The sequence below is a fragment of the Saccharothrix deserti genome (genome assembly GCF_009769385.1).
GTDB classification, from domain to species: Bacteria; Actinomycetota; Actinomycetes; order Mycobacteriales; family Pseudonocardiaceae; genus Actinosynnema; species Actinosynnema deserti.
On sequence record NZ_VKAB01000056.1, the window covers coordinates 31,277 to 46,502 of the forward strand.

The window sequence follows — 15,226 nt, forward strand, 5'->3', positions numbered from 1 at the left end:
TCACCAGGGCCCGGTCGAGACCGAGCGGCAACCCATCTGCCAACCGTAGGTCATGCCTTGATCCGGGCGGCCGGTACCGGGCTGAACCGGTGTACCCCAAAGCCGTTCGAGGTGCTGGACATCAGCCGGGACGGTCATGGGCACGGGCTTGAGGGCCTGGCTGTCGTGCGGGTTGACCGCCGAGACACCGAACGACGGGTCGCGTCGCGTGGCGGCGCGGGTCGGCGGTGTCCGGCGGACGACACGTTGCCGACTGTGGTCAGGTCACCGGTGTGCCGTCGCTCGAGACCACCACGACCGGGCAGGACGCGTGCTTCAGGCAGTGCACGATCACGGATCCGACGACCGTGGCCCCACCCCGGCGGTACCCGTGGTGACCGAGCACCAGGCTGTCGGCCTGTTCCGCCAGTTTCACCAGAGCCGGACCCGGTTCGCCGTCGAGCACCGACTGCTCCACGTGCACGCCCTCACGCGGACCGATCCGCGCGATGGCGTCGCGCATGACGCGCAGGCGGGTGCTGTGGAAGACGTCCGCGCTGCCGTAAGGAGTCCTCATACCGCACACCGACACCGCCACCACGGTTCCCCCGTCTCGCACTTGGCACATGGCCCACTCCAGTGCTGCGGCGCTTGCCGGTGAGTTGTCCATACCGACGACGATCTGCTTGGCCTCCACTGCGCGTCTCCTTTCCGCACGCTGTCCCGGAGCGGGGTGTGCGCCGGGCCCGGCCTCTCCCGGCATGCTCATCGCAGTCAGGGGTGGTCGCGGTTCTGCCATCAACACCTACGAAGATCGTCGAGCAGTCGCCCCTTCCCGTCGAGAGGGCATTGGCAGTTTTTACGCCTTCCTTACGCCATGTCCGCAGGTCGAGGCAAAGACCGATTTACCCGACCTTTGACATGACCTGACTTCAAACGGAATTGTGGGGCAATTCGGTCGAAGCGGAGTTCGACGGAGCCGAAATGCGCATACCTTCGCAGGTGACCCGGTGCCGTCGAGGCACGGCGCTGCGCGTGCACCGCGACGCGGCCACGCCGAACTCGGGCACCCTGCTCGTGCTGCACCACCACAACGCCACGGGCGACCGCACGGACCTCGTGAAGGTGCGGGAGTCCTGACACACGCGAACGGCGCCGGTCCACCGGACCGGCGCCGTTCGCCCTGGAAGATCAGCCGACCTCGACGGCAGTCCAACGCTGGTTGGCACCCGAAGTCGGCGTGTACAGCCCGATCCGGGCCCCGTCGTCACGGGACTCACCGATCACGTCGAGCATCGCACCGGTGCCCGCGTTCACGAACGTCCAACTGCCATCGCCCGTGGACGACAGGACCCACCGCGCGTCAGGCCCGTCCGAAGCGTTCGACACCAGCACCGCGTCACCGTTCGCGGCGGCGAGGCGCTGCCCCGTGGCGTCGTTCACCACGGCGAACTGCGCCCGGTTGCCGTACCCGCCGGAACGCCGCTCCAGCCGCCACACCTGGTCCGCCGCGGCGGCGTCGGTGGTGCGCTGCACGAGGCTGTCACCGGACGGCGCCAGCGACTTGCCGCTCTGCACGCCGGTCAGCCGCTGCTTCCCGCCCAGCGCCGCGTCCCGGTTCACCCCGTGCACGCCGCTTACCAGGAACGTCGTGACCGACTGAGCGGGCACCCGCAGCGTCGCCTTCCGGTCCTTCACCCGCACCGCGGCGCCCTTGACGAGCGCGCCGTTCGCGTCGGTCACCACCGGCCGCACCTCGGCGTGCGGCCAGACCGCGGCGAACGCGGACAGGTCGAGCGCCACCGACTGGGCCTGGTCGGTCTTGTTCAGGTGCACCACGGACTTCAGCTCGGCGAACGGCCCGCGCACCGCGGCGACGTCGGTGGTCGTGTCGACCTTCACCAGCCGGTCACCGGGCTTGATGTGGTGGGTGAAGTTCCGCAAGGTGTGGAACTTCGTGTTGACCCGCGGCGTGCACGTGGCCAGGGTGTCCTTCGGCCCGCAGTTGAACGGGATCTGGACGACACCCCAGTTCATGCCGTTGGGCGACTCGCCGCCGGGCTTCATGTTGTCGTAGTCCTCGATCGCCTGCCACAGCTGCCAGGTCCGCGGTTCGAGCTCGCGCAGGTCGTCGATCACGCGTTCCGCGATGCCGAGACCGGGGTCCATGCTGGTGAAGCTCTGCCCCGAACCCCAGGAGCCGTCGACCTCGCTCATCCACAGCGGCTTGCCCGCGCCCTTGGCGATGTCACGGGCGGAGGTGCGCCGGCCGGTGCCGTAGGTGTGCACGTTGAGCTGGCCGACCTGGGCGCGCACCGACGCCGGGTAGCCCGCCCAGTCCTCGGCGAAGATGCCGGGGTTGGTCTCGTCCGGCGCGGACACGACCGCCCGCAAGTCCCTGTCCTGCAACGCTTTCGCCGCCGCCGGCACGACCTGCGCCTGGAGCGCGGGGCTGATGTGCGCGCCCTCCTGACGGCCGCCGGTCGGGTTGCCGTCGGGGCCGAGGGTGGTGCGCCAGTACGGGGTGTTGGGCTCGTTGAACGGGTCGAGCGAGTCGAACCGGATGCCGTGCGCCTTCTCCAGTTCCACCATCGCCTGCGTCAGGTAGGCGGCGAAGTCGTCGACGCGGTCGGCGCGCAACTGGTCGGCGGACGGGTCGAAGCCGCCGGAGACGTAGCCGCTGACGGTCTGGAACCACGGCGGCGAGTTGCTGAACGCCTCCCAGCGCTGCACCTTCGACTTGATCTTGTCGACCCACCAGCGCTGCCGGGGGTCGGCGGACCGGTCGAAGAGGCTCGGGTCGCCTGCGCGCCACCAGTCCGTGTCGGTGCGCGTCGTCCCGGCGGGCGCCTTCCACCAGCCTGGCACCGCCGCGCCGGCCCGGAGGTAGGGCGGCACGTCGGGGGCGTTGCCGCCACCGATGTTGTACCGCGCGACGGTGAGGTTGAGGCCGTCCTCGCCGAACAGCAGGTCGGCCAGCTTGTTGCGGATCTCGTCCGGGTAGCCGCCGGTCGCGTTGGCGAACCAGATCAGGCTCGTTCCCCAGCCCTGGAACGACTCCTGCTGGTAGGTCGGATCGGGCCGCACCGTGACGGTGGCCTCTTCCGCGGCCGTCGCGGGCGTCACCAGGGTGGACACCACCAACGCCGACGCGGCCAGGACAGCGGTGAGTCTGATCATCGGTTCTCCGTTGAACGAGACGATGTTAGCGTTAACACACCTAACCGGGTGCCCTTGAGCGCGTCAAGAGCACGCCGCTCCAGGACCGGCGGGTGGGGGTCGGTCCGACTCTCAGCCCGCCAGGTCGGCCAGCGCGGCGCGGATGGTGATCGGCAGGTCGCCGTCCGGGCCGTCGTGCTCCACCAGGCCCGGCAGGACGGCGCGGTACACCTCGGCGGTTTCCCCGGGTGTCGCGAGGCCCAGTTCGTGGCGGCACTGGGCGATTCGGCGTCTGGTGCGCAGGGGTGCTCGGGCGTCGGGCGGGAGTGCCGCCAGTTCGGCGGCCAGGCACTCCTCCAGCACCGGCAGGGCGTCGGCGTAGCGGTCTTCGGAGAGCAGGACCCACGAGAGGCGCCACAGGGTTTCGCGGGTGACCGCATCCTCCGGCTTGTGGTGCTTCCGGCAGATGTCGATCAACGCCCGCACCTCGGCTTCGGCGCCGGCCGTGTCGCCCGCCGCGTGGCGTGTCTCCGCCAATTCCTTGCGCAGCCACAGGGTCGCGGCGTCCGTGGCACCGTAGAACGCCGCATAGCCAGGCACCAGGTCGGCGAACTCGGCAGTCGCCTGCTCGGCGTCGATCTCCTCGGCCCGCAAGCGCATCCGCACGATGCCCCAACGGGTCGACAAGAGATCGCCGTGCGTCGACTCCAAGCGTCGCTCCTCGACTTCGAGGCACGCGCGGTAGACCGCGAGGGCCTCGGCCGGGCGATCCAAGCCCTCTAACAGATCCGCCAACGACCAGCGCACGCGGGTGAGCTGGCCGTCGGTGTGCTTGCCCAGCGCCACGCACCTCCCGTCCAGGGAGCGCAGCTCTTCGACCGCGCCCTCCTTGTCCCCGTTGCGCACGCGGGTCGCGGCGACCTCGCGGCCGAGTCGAATCGAGCACAGCTCCTGCGTCCGCGGGTCGGTGCACTCCGGCAGATCGGCGAACTCGGCCAGCGCCTCGTCGACGGTGACCCGCGCCAACCGCAACCTCAGCCTGATCCGCGTGGTCGAGGTCTCCAGCACCGACGGGTCGCCCGGACCGAACTTTGATGTCCGCAACTCGGCCAGTTCGGCCAGCACGTCGAGCGCCTCGGGTTCCCGGGACAGCCGGATCAGGCTGTCGGCGTGGTAGGTCAGTGCGTCGCGCAGCTCCCACGCGTCCGGCCCGAGGAGCGTCCGGTAGTCCGCCAAGAGCGCGCGCCACTCCTGCTCCGCCTCGACGTTCTTGCGCAGGTTCAGCAGCGCGACCCCCCGGTTGCGCCGCACCGACATCACGAACAGGGGGTCAAGGGGGTCACCCGTCGGCTCGGTGAGCAGCTCGTCCAGTGCCGCCTCGGCCTCGGTGTCGCGGCGGGCCAGCAGCAGCGCCTTCGCGCGGTCCAGGCGGAGTTTGAGGTGGTGCTCGTCGAGGCGGGTGGACCGCGCGATGTCCTCGTCGTAGGCGGCAATCGCCTCGTCCACCAGCTTCTGCTCGCGCAGGCAGTCCGCATACGCCCGCAGCACTGTCCGGTACCGATCGCCGCGGTCCAGGCCGGACGCCCGCAGGTGGCGCAGGAGTTCCCGGTACTCCAGCGCGGCCTCCGAGTGCAGGCCGAGCAGCGTCAGCACGGCCGCGACCTCGCCGCGCGCCGAGTGCGGTGTGACCGGACCCCGCCAGGCGTCCTGGAACTCGTCCAGCGCCACGGCCGTCTCACCGCGCTTGATGAGCTTGCGCACCAGCTTCGCCTTCCACGTCAACGTGAAGTGGTCGCTGTGGCCGCGTTCGCGGTGGCAGTCGGCGATCGCCGCGCGGATCTCCGCCTCCGCCTCCTCGTGACGCCCGAGGTCGGTCAACATCCCGATGAGCACGCTCCTGGACACCAGCGTGTACGGGTTCGCCGCGCCCAACAGGGAGGTCCGGGTCCGGGCGATCGCACGCATCTCCTCCACGGCGCCCGCCGCGCCTTCGATCTGGTCCAGCGTCCATGCGGCCTCGTGGCGGGTCACGAGGGTGTCCGGGTGGTCCGGTCCGAGGACCTCGGTCTGGACCGCGGCGATCCGCCGGAACTCCGCCTCCCGTTCGGCGATGGGACCGGTGCCGGCCAACGCGGCGCGGTGGCGTGCGGCGAGCAGCACGGGGTCGTCGTCGGGCAGTGCGCGGGCCCTGGACAGCACGAGCTGCGAGTACCGCTCGGCGTCTTCGACGTCGTCGGAGAACGGCATGTACGCGTACCCGCGAACGGCGCACTGGAGCACCTCGCGGAACACCGCCTCGTCGTCCTCCGGCACCAACGCCACGAGCGCGGCCACGTGCGGCAGGAGGAGGCGCCACCAGGTCCAGTTCTCGGCCTCCTCGGGCGCGGGTGTGGCGGCACGCGTGATCAGCCGGGCCGCCGCGCGCCACGTCGGCGCCTGCTCCGCGGCCGGCAGCGCGCGCAGCCTGCTCGCGACCGCCTCCAGCACCAGGCGGTGGCCGAGCAGGCACGCCAGCGGCGGCTCGGAAACGTGATCCGGCACGCCTGTCAGGCCGTCGACCTGGGTCACCACGAGCATCGCCTGGTCGACCAACGCCTCCAGCGACAGGTCCACGTCGCTCAGCACGACCGCCCGGCTCGCGGCCTCGGCGAGCACGGCCTCGTCCAGCAGGTCGGCGGGCAACGGGGCCGAGGCGAAGCACGACATGAGCCGCATCAAGGCCCTGGCGTGCACGAAACCCTGCGTCTCCAACAGGTCCAGGCTCATCTCCCAGGTGCGGCTCACCAGGCCGCGGTGCAGCTGTTCGCGCCGTTCGACGTCGTTCAGGTGCGGCACGCCCTCGTCGAGCAGGTCGGGCGCGAAGTCGCCGAGGGCCTGCCGGTAGGCGTCGAACGTGGCCGCGCGCGCCGGACGCCCGGCCTCGCGCCGCAGCAGCCCGCCACCGCGCGACGTGCGGCCGAGGTACGTGCCCGCCGAGCGCAGCGCCAGCGGCAGGCCGCCGAGGCGTTCGGCGAGCGCGCGGGCCGCGCTCCGCTCGCCCGCGTGACCGGCCAGGTCGATCAGCACGTCCGCGGCGTCTTCCTCACCCAGCACGTCCACGTGGTGGAGCCTGGCCCGGCTGCCCCACACTTCGCGCGTGCCGACCCGGGACGTCACCACGGTGGTGCCCGCGCGGCTGGGACGCACCCACCCCGTGCCGTCGCCGGGCACACCGCCCGCGGACGCGAGCAGGTGTGGCTCGTCGGCGTTGTCCACGACCAGCAGCCACGGGTGCGGTGCCGCGTCGAGGTGCCGCCACAGCAGGTCCATCGCACTGCCGTGCCCGGCCCACGCGTGCTCGACCTGGTTCTCCGGCACGCCGACCTCGCGGGCGACCTGCTTCATGCCCTCGATGAGCCCACCGCGCTGCGACGCCGAAACCCAGAAGACAGGGCAGTCGGCCGGTGCACGGCGCGCGACCTCCAGGGCGATGGTGGTCTTGCCGCAGCCGCCCAGCCCGTGGAGCACCTGGAGCACCGGCTCAGGTCGCCCGACCAGGTCGACGATGTGGTCGAGCACCTCGACACGTCCGCGGACGTGCGCGGGCAGCCCGCCGATCGGCGGGCGGATGGACAGCGACCCCGGCCTGCGGACCTCGACCGATTCGGCCGGAGCGGTGCCGCGCCACTGCCGCTCGGCTCCTTGGGCGGCCTCCCACAGGCGCTTCCACCGGGCGTCGGGCGGGATGTCGCACGCCTTGAGCAGCTTGGCGACGGTGTCCCAGCTGGGCGTCTTCGCGCCGCCGAGCGCGTCGGACAGCGTCGCGGGAGAGACACCGGCGTCGGCGGCGAAGATCCGCGACACCTGGTAGCCGGCGTCGGACATCGCACCGCGCAGCCGTTCGGCGAGCACGCGCATGTCCGCCGGGGCATCGGCGTTCACCGGATCCAGCCTGCCCGCCATCCCGCGCCCCTCTCCGCCGTTCAAGCCCGAACAGCGAACGAACCCCGAACGCCGCGGTCGGGAGGGACCCGTTCGCCGAACGTTCACGGACGTCACTGAACGCTACCGGCCCGCCCTACACAGGGTGCATCGCCACTCGGACGAAGGATGTGACCGGCAGATGTTCCAGCAACTGCTCGACATGGCGGTGCAGGTGTCGACGTGCGTCAACCTCACCGTGAACGCAGTGGTCGCGGTCGTGCTCCTGCGGCGCGGTCGCGGGGATCGGGACGGAAGATCAGGTGGATGACGACTACCGGCAGCGACAGGCGGGGACAGGCGGGGACCGACTGCCCCGGCAGCGCCTCGCCCGGCGCGTGGTCCGTCGCCGGCACCGCGAGGCACGGCGACGGCGGCACTGCACTGGGGACCCTCCTGCGGGCCCAACGCGACAAAGTGACCCCTGAGGAGGCCGGTCTACCGATCGGGCCGGGCCTGCGGCGGACTCCCGGACTGCGCCGCGAGGAGCCGGCCACGCTCGCCGGGATCAGCGTCGACCGGTTCGGCCCCGCTGTCGCTTCACAGTTGATCTGGCGGGTTCTCGCCGGAGGTGGCGGGAGTTGGAGCGCCGTTCGTGGGAAGGCGGCGCCGTTCGGGGTCAGTGGGCGGGTTCGGCCTCGGCGGGGAGTTGCCGGACGGAGCGCACGGCGAGCGCCAGTGGCGCGCTCAGCACGGCGACCAGCGCGCCGGCGAGGAGCACGGTGTCCGTGCCGATGCGCTCGGCCGCCGGCCCGGCCAGCGCCATGCCCACGGGCGCGGCGGCCAGGCCGACGACGGTGGAGAAGCCGGTGGCCCGGGCGACGAGGTCGGCGGGCACGTGGGTCTGCCGTGCGGTGTCGGTGAGAACGGCGTAGATGGCGGACTGCACCCCCGCGGGAACGGCCGCCGCGGCGAGCACCGGGACCGGCGCGCCGGCGGCGAGCAGGACCAGCAGCGGGGCCAGTGCGACGGGGATGGTGACGGCGACCCGGAGCGGGCGCCGCGGTCGCCAGCGCAGGGCGACCGTGCTGCCCAGCAGCGCGCCGACGGCGTAGCCGTTGCCGATGAACGCCCACGCCAGGGGGCCGCCCAGCCGCTGGTCGGCGATGATCGGGCCGATCACCAGGAACGGGGAGATGCAGACGCCGTTGATGACGGCGACCTGGACGGTGGTGGCCTGCAACCAGGGGCGGGCGCGGAAGTCACGCCACCCGTGCCGCACGGCGTCCAGCAGCGCCGGTCGTCGTGGCATCGACCTGTCCGGGGTTTTCAGTGCGACGAGCGCGGCGGCGCTGATCGCGAACGTGGCCGCGTCCACGGCGAAGGACACACCGGCCCCGATCGTGGCCACCAGCGCCGCCGACACCACCGGGGCGATGAGCGTCGCGGCGTTCTGGGCGGCGTTGACCAGGGCGTTGGCCTGGCGGCGTTGCGCCTCGGGCACCACGTCGGCGACCAGGCCCGCCGCGGCGGGGGCGAAGAAGGCGTTGGCCGCACCTGCCGACCCGGGCGAGCGCCGGCTGGACAAGACCCGTGGTCAGGCCCGCCTCAGCCTGGCGGTCCACGCCTACGGGTACGGCCACTTCCCCATCGTCGCGGGCATCGTGCTGACCGCGCTCGGCATCGAGGGCGTCGTCGCCCACGCGGACCACGGCGAGGCGTTGGGGGCCTTCTACGCCTGGGCGCAGGAAGGGCTGCGGTTGCTCGACGAGGCGCAGGCGCGGTGGCCGGGGATACCCCGGCCACCGCCGCCGATTCCTCAGTTCAGACGGACCGACCAGACGTCCGCGATGGACGGGTCGAAGTCGCCCGGGACGTCCTGGAAGCGGATCCGGACCTTGCCGTCCGCGGTGTCCGCCGACGGTTGCACCAGGAACTGGTAGGTCGCCGTGCCGCCGTCCCCGCGCTGGAACCGGCGCTGGTGCACGGGCTTGCCGTCGATCACGACGTCGTAGGTCTTGAGCTGCGCCATGTGGTACGTCTCGACCGCGCGGATCACGAACGCCTGGCCGGCGGGGACGTCCAGGTCCATTTCGAACCAGCCGTCGGATGCGCTGTTGTCGGTGTAGCGCCGGGTGAGTCCGGCCTCGGTGTTCGTGCCCGAGGTCGGGGAGGTGGCGAGCGCGTGCGCGGTCTCCGACGCCTGGTCCCCGAGGTCCACGTGGTCGACCGCGTTCGCCGGCGGGGTGACCAGGTCGACGGTGGCCTTCACGGTCCCGCGCTCCTCCGACGTCGACCCGACGACCGCGGCGACGGTGACCTCGCCCGCGGTGACCGTCAGCGGCACGTCGACCTTGACGGGCACTGTGACGGTCGCGCCCGCGGCGATGTCCACCGACTGCGCGGCCGGTGCGGCCCACCCTGCCGGAACCCCGATCTCGAGACTCCGCCTGAGGTCCGCGTTCGCCCGGTTGATGAGCGTGACGGACGCGGTCAGCGCCTCACCGGGCGCGACCTTCCCGGGTGACAGTGCGACGGACCCGACGACTACCGGCGCCGCCACCGCGAGGGACGCGGCCACGGGCAGGTTCGCCGTGCTCCCCCGGTAGTCGTAGGAGACGATGCCCTGAAGTTCCACCGCCCCGAGGGCGGCGTCGGCCGGAACGCCCACGGTGTACTGGAGCCGCACGGTCTGGCCGGGCTGCACGCGCGTCGAACGGTCACCGGTGGCACGCACTTCCCAGCCGGACGGGGCGCTCAGAGCGGCACCGAGCGACGCCAGGTCGCTCGTTCCGCCGTTCGCGACGGTGATCGTGACGGGGACCGTCGAGCCCGGGAACCACGGACCACCGGCCAGCTCGATCTTGGCCACCGCGCCCAGCAGCAGCCCCGAGGCGCTCGACAGGTTCGTCTCGATGCGGTCGAGCAGCGACCGCAAGGCCGTTGCCTCGTCGATCGGAATCGTTCCCCTGCCCAGCTGAGCGGCGATCCAGCGACGGAGATCGCCCACCCGCGCCAACGCCCGGTGCACCGCGACGGCCGCCTTCCGGTCGCTGTCGGCTGTACAGGCGTCCCACGCGGTGTCGAGGGACGACTGCATCTGCTGGGTCCAGTTGCGCGCCACAGGCGCGCCGGGCGCGTCGAGACGACCGACCCGATCACGCAGTTCCTTGGCCGCGTCGGTGGCGTCGCCGATGCCGCCGAGGACGGGGGCGACGCCGAAGCTGTAGGCCCCCGAGCCGACCTCGAACACGGCCGCTCCGCCTTCCATGCGCAGGAAGCGCACGCCGCTCACCATGGCCGCCGGACGGCCTCCTTCGGTGACGGCCCAGCGGCTCTTGGTGGGCACGTGGACCTCGGCAACGGTGTTCACCGGCACCGTCACGTTGAGGTCGACGGTGCCGTCGTGCACCCGCCACGACGAGGACAGACCGCCGTACACGGTGTCGAGCTGCCCGGAGCCCTCGGTCAGACCGCCCCCGATCACGGGTGCGATCCGGGAGCGCTTGTAGCCGGGTTCGAGGGCCGACAGGCCGCCGATGTTCTGGAACATCCAGTCCCTCACCGCGCCGTAGGCGTAGTGGTTGAAGGAGTTCATGTCCACCGGGCCGAAGCTGCCGTCGGGCATGATCGAGTTCCAGCGCTCCCACATCGTCGTGGCGCCGTTGACCACCTCGTAGCCCCAGGACGGGTAGTCCTTGTGCAGCAACACCTTGTAGGCCAGGTCGTCACGCCCGATGACGCTCAGGGCGGGCAGCAGCAGCGGGGTCCCGATGAAGCCGGTCCGGAGGTGGTGGTCGGTGAGCGCCAGCTTGGCCACGAACTTCTCGCCGACCTTGCCCACCAACGCCGGTTCGGTGACCAGTCCCATCGCCAAGGCCATGGCGTACCCGGTCTGCGAGTTGCCGGCGACGGTGCCGTCCGCCGCCACGTAGGCCTGCGTGAACGCTCGACGGATGTCCGCCGACAGCGTCTTGTACTCGTTCGCGGCCGCGGTGTCCCCGAGGGCCTCGGCCACTTCCGCCATCATGCGCGCGTCCTCGGCGAAGTAGGCCGTGCCGAGCACACCCTGCACGGTCGGGTCGTCCAGGTGCAGCCAGTCGTTGGTGAAGAACGTCGTACGGCCCGGCTCCAGGAGGTCGGGTCCCGCGCTGCTGCGCGCGAAGCCGAAGAACTTCTTCATCGCCTCGTAGTTCTCCCGCAGGATGCCGACGTCACCGTAGGCGCGCCACACCGAGTACGGCACGGTGATCATCACATCGGACCACCCGACACCGCTCTCCCCGAACTGGCCCTGCGGGGTGGGCACCACCGCGGGCAGGTCGCCGTTGGCGTACTGGGAGTTGCGCACGTCCGCCATCCAGTGGGACAGGAACGCGCGCGTGTCGACCAGGTAGTTGGCGGTCGGGGCGAACAGGCTGATGTCGCCGGTCCAACCCAGCCGCTCGTCCCGGGCCGGGGTGTCGGTGGGGATCGACAGGAAGTTGCCCCGCTGACTCCACGAGATGTTGCCCACCAACTGGTTGAGCATGCCGTCCGAGGTCCGCAGCGTGCCGGTGGACCGCAGGTCGGAGCCCCACACAACGCCCTTGACGTCGGAGAGGGCGGGCGGAGCGTTCACCCCCGTGATCTCGATGTAGCGGAACCCGTGCTGGGTGAACGTGGGCTCGTAGGTCACGGTCCCGGAATCGGCGAACACGTAGTGGTCGGTCACCTTGGCGCTGCGGAAGTTGTCCGTGTAGAGGGTTCCGTTCTTGTCGAGCACCTCCGCGTACCGGATCTTCACCGTTTGACCGGCCGTTCCGGTCAAGGTCAGGCGCGACACGCCGACCATGTTCTGCCCCAGGTCGTAGACGTACGCGCCGGGCGTGGGCTCGGTCATCTTCCGCGCCTGGAGCACCTCCGTCGCCCGCACCGGCTCGTCGCTCTGCGGTACCAGGAGCGCGGTCCGCGACGGCAGGCTCGCGACGGGACCCCAGTGCGCGTCGTCGAAACCCGGTCGGCTCCACCCGGCCGGTTCCAGGCGTGCGTCGTAGGTCTCGCCGTCCTGCAGGTCGGCCCGCACGAAGGGCCCGTCGCCCGCCTTCCACGACCCGTCCGTGTCGATCCACTGGACCGAGCCGTCGGTGTAGGTGATCCGCACCCTCGCCACCAGCGCCGGGGTGTCACCGTACTGACGGCTCCAGCCCAGTCCGACCTTGCCCGCCCACCAGCCGTTCGCCAACGCGCCGCCGATCACGTTGCCGCCGTTGCCGAGCAGGCCGGTCACGTCGTGGGTTTGGGACTGGATGCGCTTGTGGTAGTTGGTCCAGCCAGGGGTGAGGAGCTGATCCCCGACCGCCTTGCCGTTGATCGTGAGCCGGTAGAGACCCAGGGCCGAGGCGTAGACGCGGACCGAGGAGATCTCCTTGCCCGCCGTCGTCTCGAAGCCCTTGCGCAGCAACGGCATCGGCCGGGCATCCGGGTTGTACAGCGCGTCCGTGGTCCCCGACACGACCAGCGTCGAGCCGACCAACTCCCCGCCCGTGAAGGGGTTGCGCCCGGACGGGAAGTCGGTGTCGAGCAGCACGGTCCCGTCCGGCCTGGTGACGACCGCGTCGTAGACCGTCCCCTGCTCCTTCGCGACGTCGTGGGTGCGGAAGCCGAGATAGCCCTTGGTGAAGGTCGAGTCCGAGCGGGTGTCGACCAGCACACCGTCGAGCGTCGTCCTGATCGTGCCGCCGGTCGCCTCGAAGCGGATCGCGTGTCGACCGGTGCGGAGTTTTTCATTGGTGAAGCCGTAGCTCCCCAGATCCACGCTCCCGAGCAGCGTGTAGCCGCCGTTGACCTTCTTGTGAGGCCGGAGGGTCGGCTGTGCGCCGACAACGTTGATCTGCCACATGTACCCGTTGTTCGCGTCGCGGGCGCGGAGGAAGATGCCGAAGGCCGCGTTGTCGACCTTGAAGTCGACCTGGGCGACGTAATCGGTCCACTTGTCCACTTCGCCCGCACCCGACGGACGCGCGATCCACTGCGCACCACCCCAGTCGGCCGCCGTCAGCAAGCCGGTCTCGAAGAACGCGTCCGCACTCCAAGGGCTTGCGACAGCCTGACCGTTCCACGCACGGACACTCCAGTAGTACTTCGTAGCCGTCTCGAGAGCAGGCCCCTCGTACTTCACGTCCACCTGGCGGTCGGACATCACCTTGCCGGTCGACCACACATCAGCGGAACCGGGCGTGCGTCCGACCCGGATCTCGTAGGCGCTCTGCACAGCCGCTCGTTCGGATGACGCCAACCGCCACCCGAGCGACGGCTTCTCCCCACCGATGCCGAGCGGGTCCACCCGGCCGTTGGTGGTCAAGCCCTCGACGAAGAACGTGGACGACGACGTGACCGAGTGCGCGGACACCGGCCCGAGACCCACGAGCGCACCTCCCGTGAAACCGAGCGTCACGACAAGCACGAGGAAGTTGCGAAGCGGCACGAACATGCGGGAGCGCGAATGCGGCATGGCTTCTCCGATGAAGCGATTGAATCGTTTCAATCCTGCGGGGTGCCTTACGGCAAGACTGTGATGGCCACCACGTCAAGGGCTCCTGAGGGGCCAGGTCACACCCGGGAACAGCACGGCCTGCCGGCGGACGGCGCGGTCACGGGAGACTCGGCCGAGAGCCTCAGCCGACCGAGCGGTCCAGGGCGTCGAGCAGTCAGGTGTGCCTGACGCCGACCGGCGCGGGTCCGCCGGTGATCTCGCCGGCGAGGTGCCGGTAGCGGCGCAACCGCGGGTGCCGGTCGGCGGCGGTGCGCCGGTTCAGCGCGCGCCCGGCGGTGTGGTCAGCGTAGCGACATGCCTTTCTCCGCGAGAGTGTCGGCGAGGATGCGCACGGCTTTTGGTCCGACGCCGTGCAGCGCGAGCAGGTCGGCCTTGGTGCGGGTCGCGACCTGGTCGAGTGTGGTCAATCCGGCGGTGGTCAACGCGCGTGTCGCGGCTTTGCCGATGCCGGCCGGCAGGTCGCTGCCCGGCTGAGTGGGTGACTCCACGAGGGCAGTCAACCTCGCGGCCAACTGTCTTGGCGCGCGGTGTTTCCACGCGGTCATCACCAGGGACCACAGGTGTTGGCCGCCGACGTCGGCCAATGGCGCTTGGAACCCGATCGACCTGCCCGCGTGGATCAGCCGTTCGGCCTTCGGGTACGCCGCTACGGCGTCCCCGGCCTCCGCGTCAGGCAGCCGCAACCGCACCATGCCGTCCTTGGTGACCGAGGCGAACTCCTTGCCTCGCACGGAATACGTCACCATCCCGTCCGCGGCGTCTTCTTCGACCTCCTGGAAGGTCAGGGCCGTCTTGCGCAACTGAGCCCGTGTCGTCATGCCACGATGCTAAGCAAAGCCACCGACAACCAGTGTTGGATCGCCGCAAGCCGGACTCCGCCGAGTGATGCCGAGTGCCGCGGCGAGCCGCCGAGCATCGACTTCGCGCCCTCGGAGCCTCGGTCGCTGCTCACCAGCCGCAGGACAACGTCCGGGTGCTCTTCGACCCGGCCGGCCACCCCTTCTGCCTCTGCCACGACGACTGATCACGCATCCGCTCATCGGCGTGAGCACGCGTTGGACGGGCTTGATCAACTGCCATGGCTTGCTCTGCGGCCGGCTTCGCAGCGCTCAACCACGCCCACCCTGTCCCTGGCTGACGATCCGGCTACGCGTGGTCGTCGAAGCGCGCGCGGGCGCGCTCGACGGCGGGCAACGTGACGGTGGTCCAGTGCAGGAGTGCGTCGATGAGTTCTTGCAGCGACTTTCCGAGCCGCGTGATGCGGTACTCGACGGCGACGGGACGCGTGCTGATGACGATGCGCTCGACCATCCCATTGCGCTCCAGGCGCCGCATTGCCGCCGTGAGCGACTTCTGCGTGACGACCGGGATCACCCGCCGGAGCTCGTTGAAGCGCAACGGCCTCTCGCACAGGGCGTCGAGGACCTGCAGCGACCACTTGTCGAGCACCTGGTCGAGCAGTTCGCGGTGTTGCTCGGTGAGCTGAGCCTGAGGGTTGTCCGAACGTGAGAGAGCGGTTTCCTGCATGACACCTAGTAGTACTTTGTTAGGTCGTTGTGTGTCAAGGGAAGGGGCGTTTGCAGGTGTGGCACGCGCCGGCCATGGCGGTGAGGAGTTGTTGCAGTTCGCGGAGAACCGCGTAGATGGTCAGGC

The 15,226-nt window shown here is 70.7% G+C and carries 9 protein-coding genes and 1 pseudogene; 3 read left to right on the forward strand and 7 right to left on the reverse strand.

Features of this window, described 5'->3' with window-relative positions; genetic code table 11:
• Positions 1-259: 259 nt before the first annotated feature.
• Positions 260-676 (reverse strand): universal stress protein, encoded by a 417-nt coding sequence (locus FM051_RS45385; protein WP_158853367.1) that lies wholly within the window; start codon positions 674-676, stop codon positions 260-262.
• Positions 677-963: 287 nt separating this feature from the next.
• Here FM051_RS45385 and FM051_RS45390 point away from each other — a divergent pair, with 287 nt between their 5' ends.
• Positions 964-1,119: a hypothetical protein gene (locus tag FM051_RS45390; protein ID WP_158853369.1), complete on the forward strand. Its 156-nt coding sequence runs from the start codon at positions 964-966 to the stop codon at positions 1,117-1,119.
• Positions 1,120-1,170: 51 nt separating this feature from the next.
• Here FM051_RS45390 and FM051_RS45395 read toward each other — a convergent pair whose 3' ends face one another.
• From FM051_RS45395 to FM051_RS45405, 3 genes are all read right to left on the reverse strand, one after another.
• Positions 1,171-3,159: an RICIN domain-containing protein gene (locus tag FM051_RS45395; protein WP_158853371.1), complete on the reverse strand. Its 1,989-nt coding sequence runs from the start codon at positions 3,157-3,159 to the stop codon at positions 1,171-1,173.
• A gap of 111 nt (positions 3,160-3,270) precedes the next feature.
• The gene (locus tag FM051_RS45400; protein WP_158853373.1) at positions 3,271-7,080 is read right to left on the reverse strand and encodes an NB-ARC domain-containing protein; all 3,810 of its coding nucleotides are present in this window, start codon (positions 7,078-7,080) and stop codon (positions 3,271-3,273) included.
• Between the two features lie 637 nt (positions 7,081-7,717).
• Positions 7,718-8,545 carry an MFS transporter gene (locus FM051_RS45405; RefSeq protein ID WP_338019536.1) on the reverse strand — a complete coding sequence of 276 codons (828 nt, stop codon included), beginning with the start codon at positions 8,543-8,545 and terminating at the stop codon, positions 7,718-7,720.
• Between FM051_RS45405 and FM051_RS52625 the strand changes: the two are divergent.
• Positions 8,475-8,771, forward strand: a pseudogene (locus FM051_RS52625) (low temperature requirement protein A); the annotation flags it as partial. The gene FM051_RS45405 and the pseudogene FM051_RS52625 sit on opposite strands and share 71 nt — an antisense overlap.
• 86 nt (positions 8,772-8,857) lie before the next feature.
• Here the strand turns inward: FM051_RS52625 and FM051_RS45415 are convergent.
• On the reverse strand, positions 8,858-13,531 hold the full coding sequence (locus FM051_RS45415; protein ID WP_158853379.1) for a family 78 glycoside hydrolase catalytic domain: 4,674 nt from the start codon (positions 13,529-13,531) through the stop codon (positions 8,858-8,860).
• A gap of 323 nt (positions 13,532-13,854) precedes the next feature.
• Positions 13,855-14,391, reverse strand: coding sequence for a helix-hairpin-helix domain-containing protein (locus FM051_RS45420; RefSeq protein ID WP_158853381.1), 537 nt, complete (start codon positions 14,389-14,391; stop codon positions 13,855-13,857).
• Positions 14,392-14,465: 74 nt separating this feature from the next.
• On the opposite strand from FM051_RS45420, the gene FM051_RS45425 reads away from it, so the two are divergent.
• Entirely contained in the window at positions 14,466-14,597 is a 132-nt protein-coding gene (locus FM051_RS45425; protein ID WP_476655326.1) for a VOC family protein, read from the forward strand.
• A 122-nt stretch (positions 14,598-14,719) separates the two neighbouring features.
• Here FM051_RS45425 and FM051_RS45430 read toward each other — a convergent pair whose 3' ends face one another.
• Complete coding sequence (locus FM051_RS45430) at positions 14,720-15,100, reverse strand: winged helix-turn-helix transcriptional regulator (protein ID WP_158853383.1); 381 nt, start codon at positions 15,098-15,100, stop codon at positions 14,720-14,722.
• Positions 15,101-15,226: the final 126 nt, after the last annotated feature.

Bases quoted from the DNA above. Each gene is read 5' to 3' on its own strand.
- FM051_RS45420 (WP_158853381.1), bottom strand. From the start codon at position 14,391: ATGACGACACGGGCTCAGTTGCGCAAGACGGCCCTGACCTTCCAGGAG.
- FM051_RS45400 (WP_158853373.1), bottom strand. From the start codon at position 7,080: ATGGCGGGCAGGCTGGATCCGGTGAACGCCGATGCCCCGGCGGACATG.
- FM051_RS45415 (WP_158853379.1), bottom strand. From the start codon at position 13,531: ATGCCGCATTCGCGCTCCCGCATGTTCGTGCCGCTTCGCAACTTCCTC.
- FM051_RS45430 (WP_158853383.1), bottom strand. From the start codon at position 15,100: ATGCAGGAAACCGCTCTCTCACGTTCGGACAACCCTCAGGCTCAGCTC.
- FM051_RS45390 (WP_158853369.1), top strand. From the start codon at position 964: ATGCGCATACCTTCGCAGGTGACCCGGTGCCGTCGAGGCACGGCGCTG.
- FM051_RS45395 (WP_158853371.1), bottom strand. From the start codon at position 3,159: ATGATCAGACTCACCGCTGTCCTGGCCGCGTCGGCGTTGGTGGTGTCC.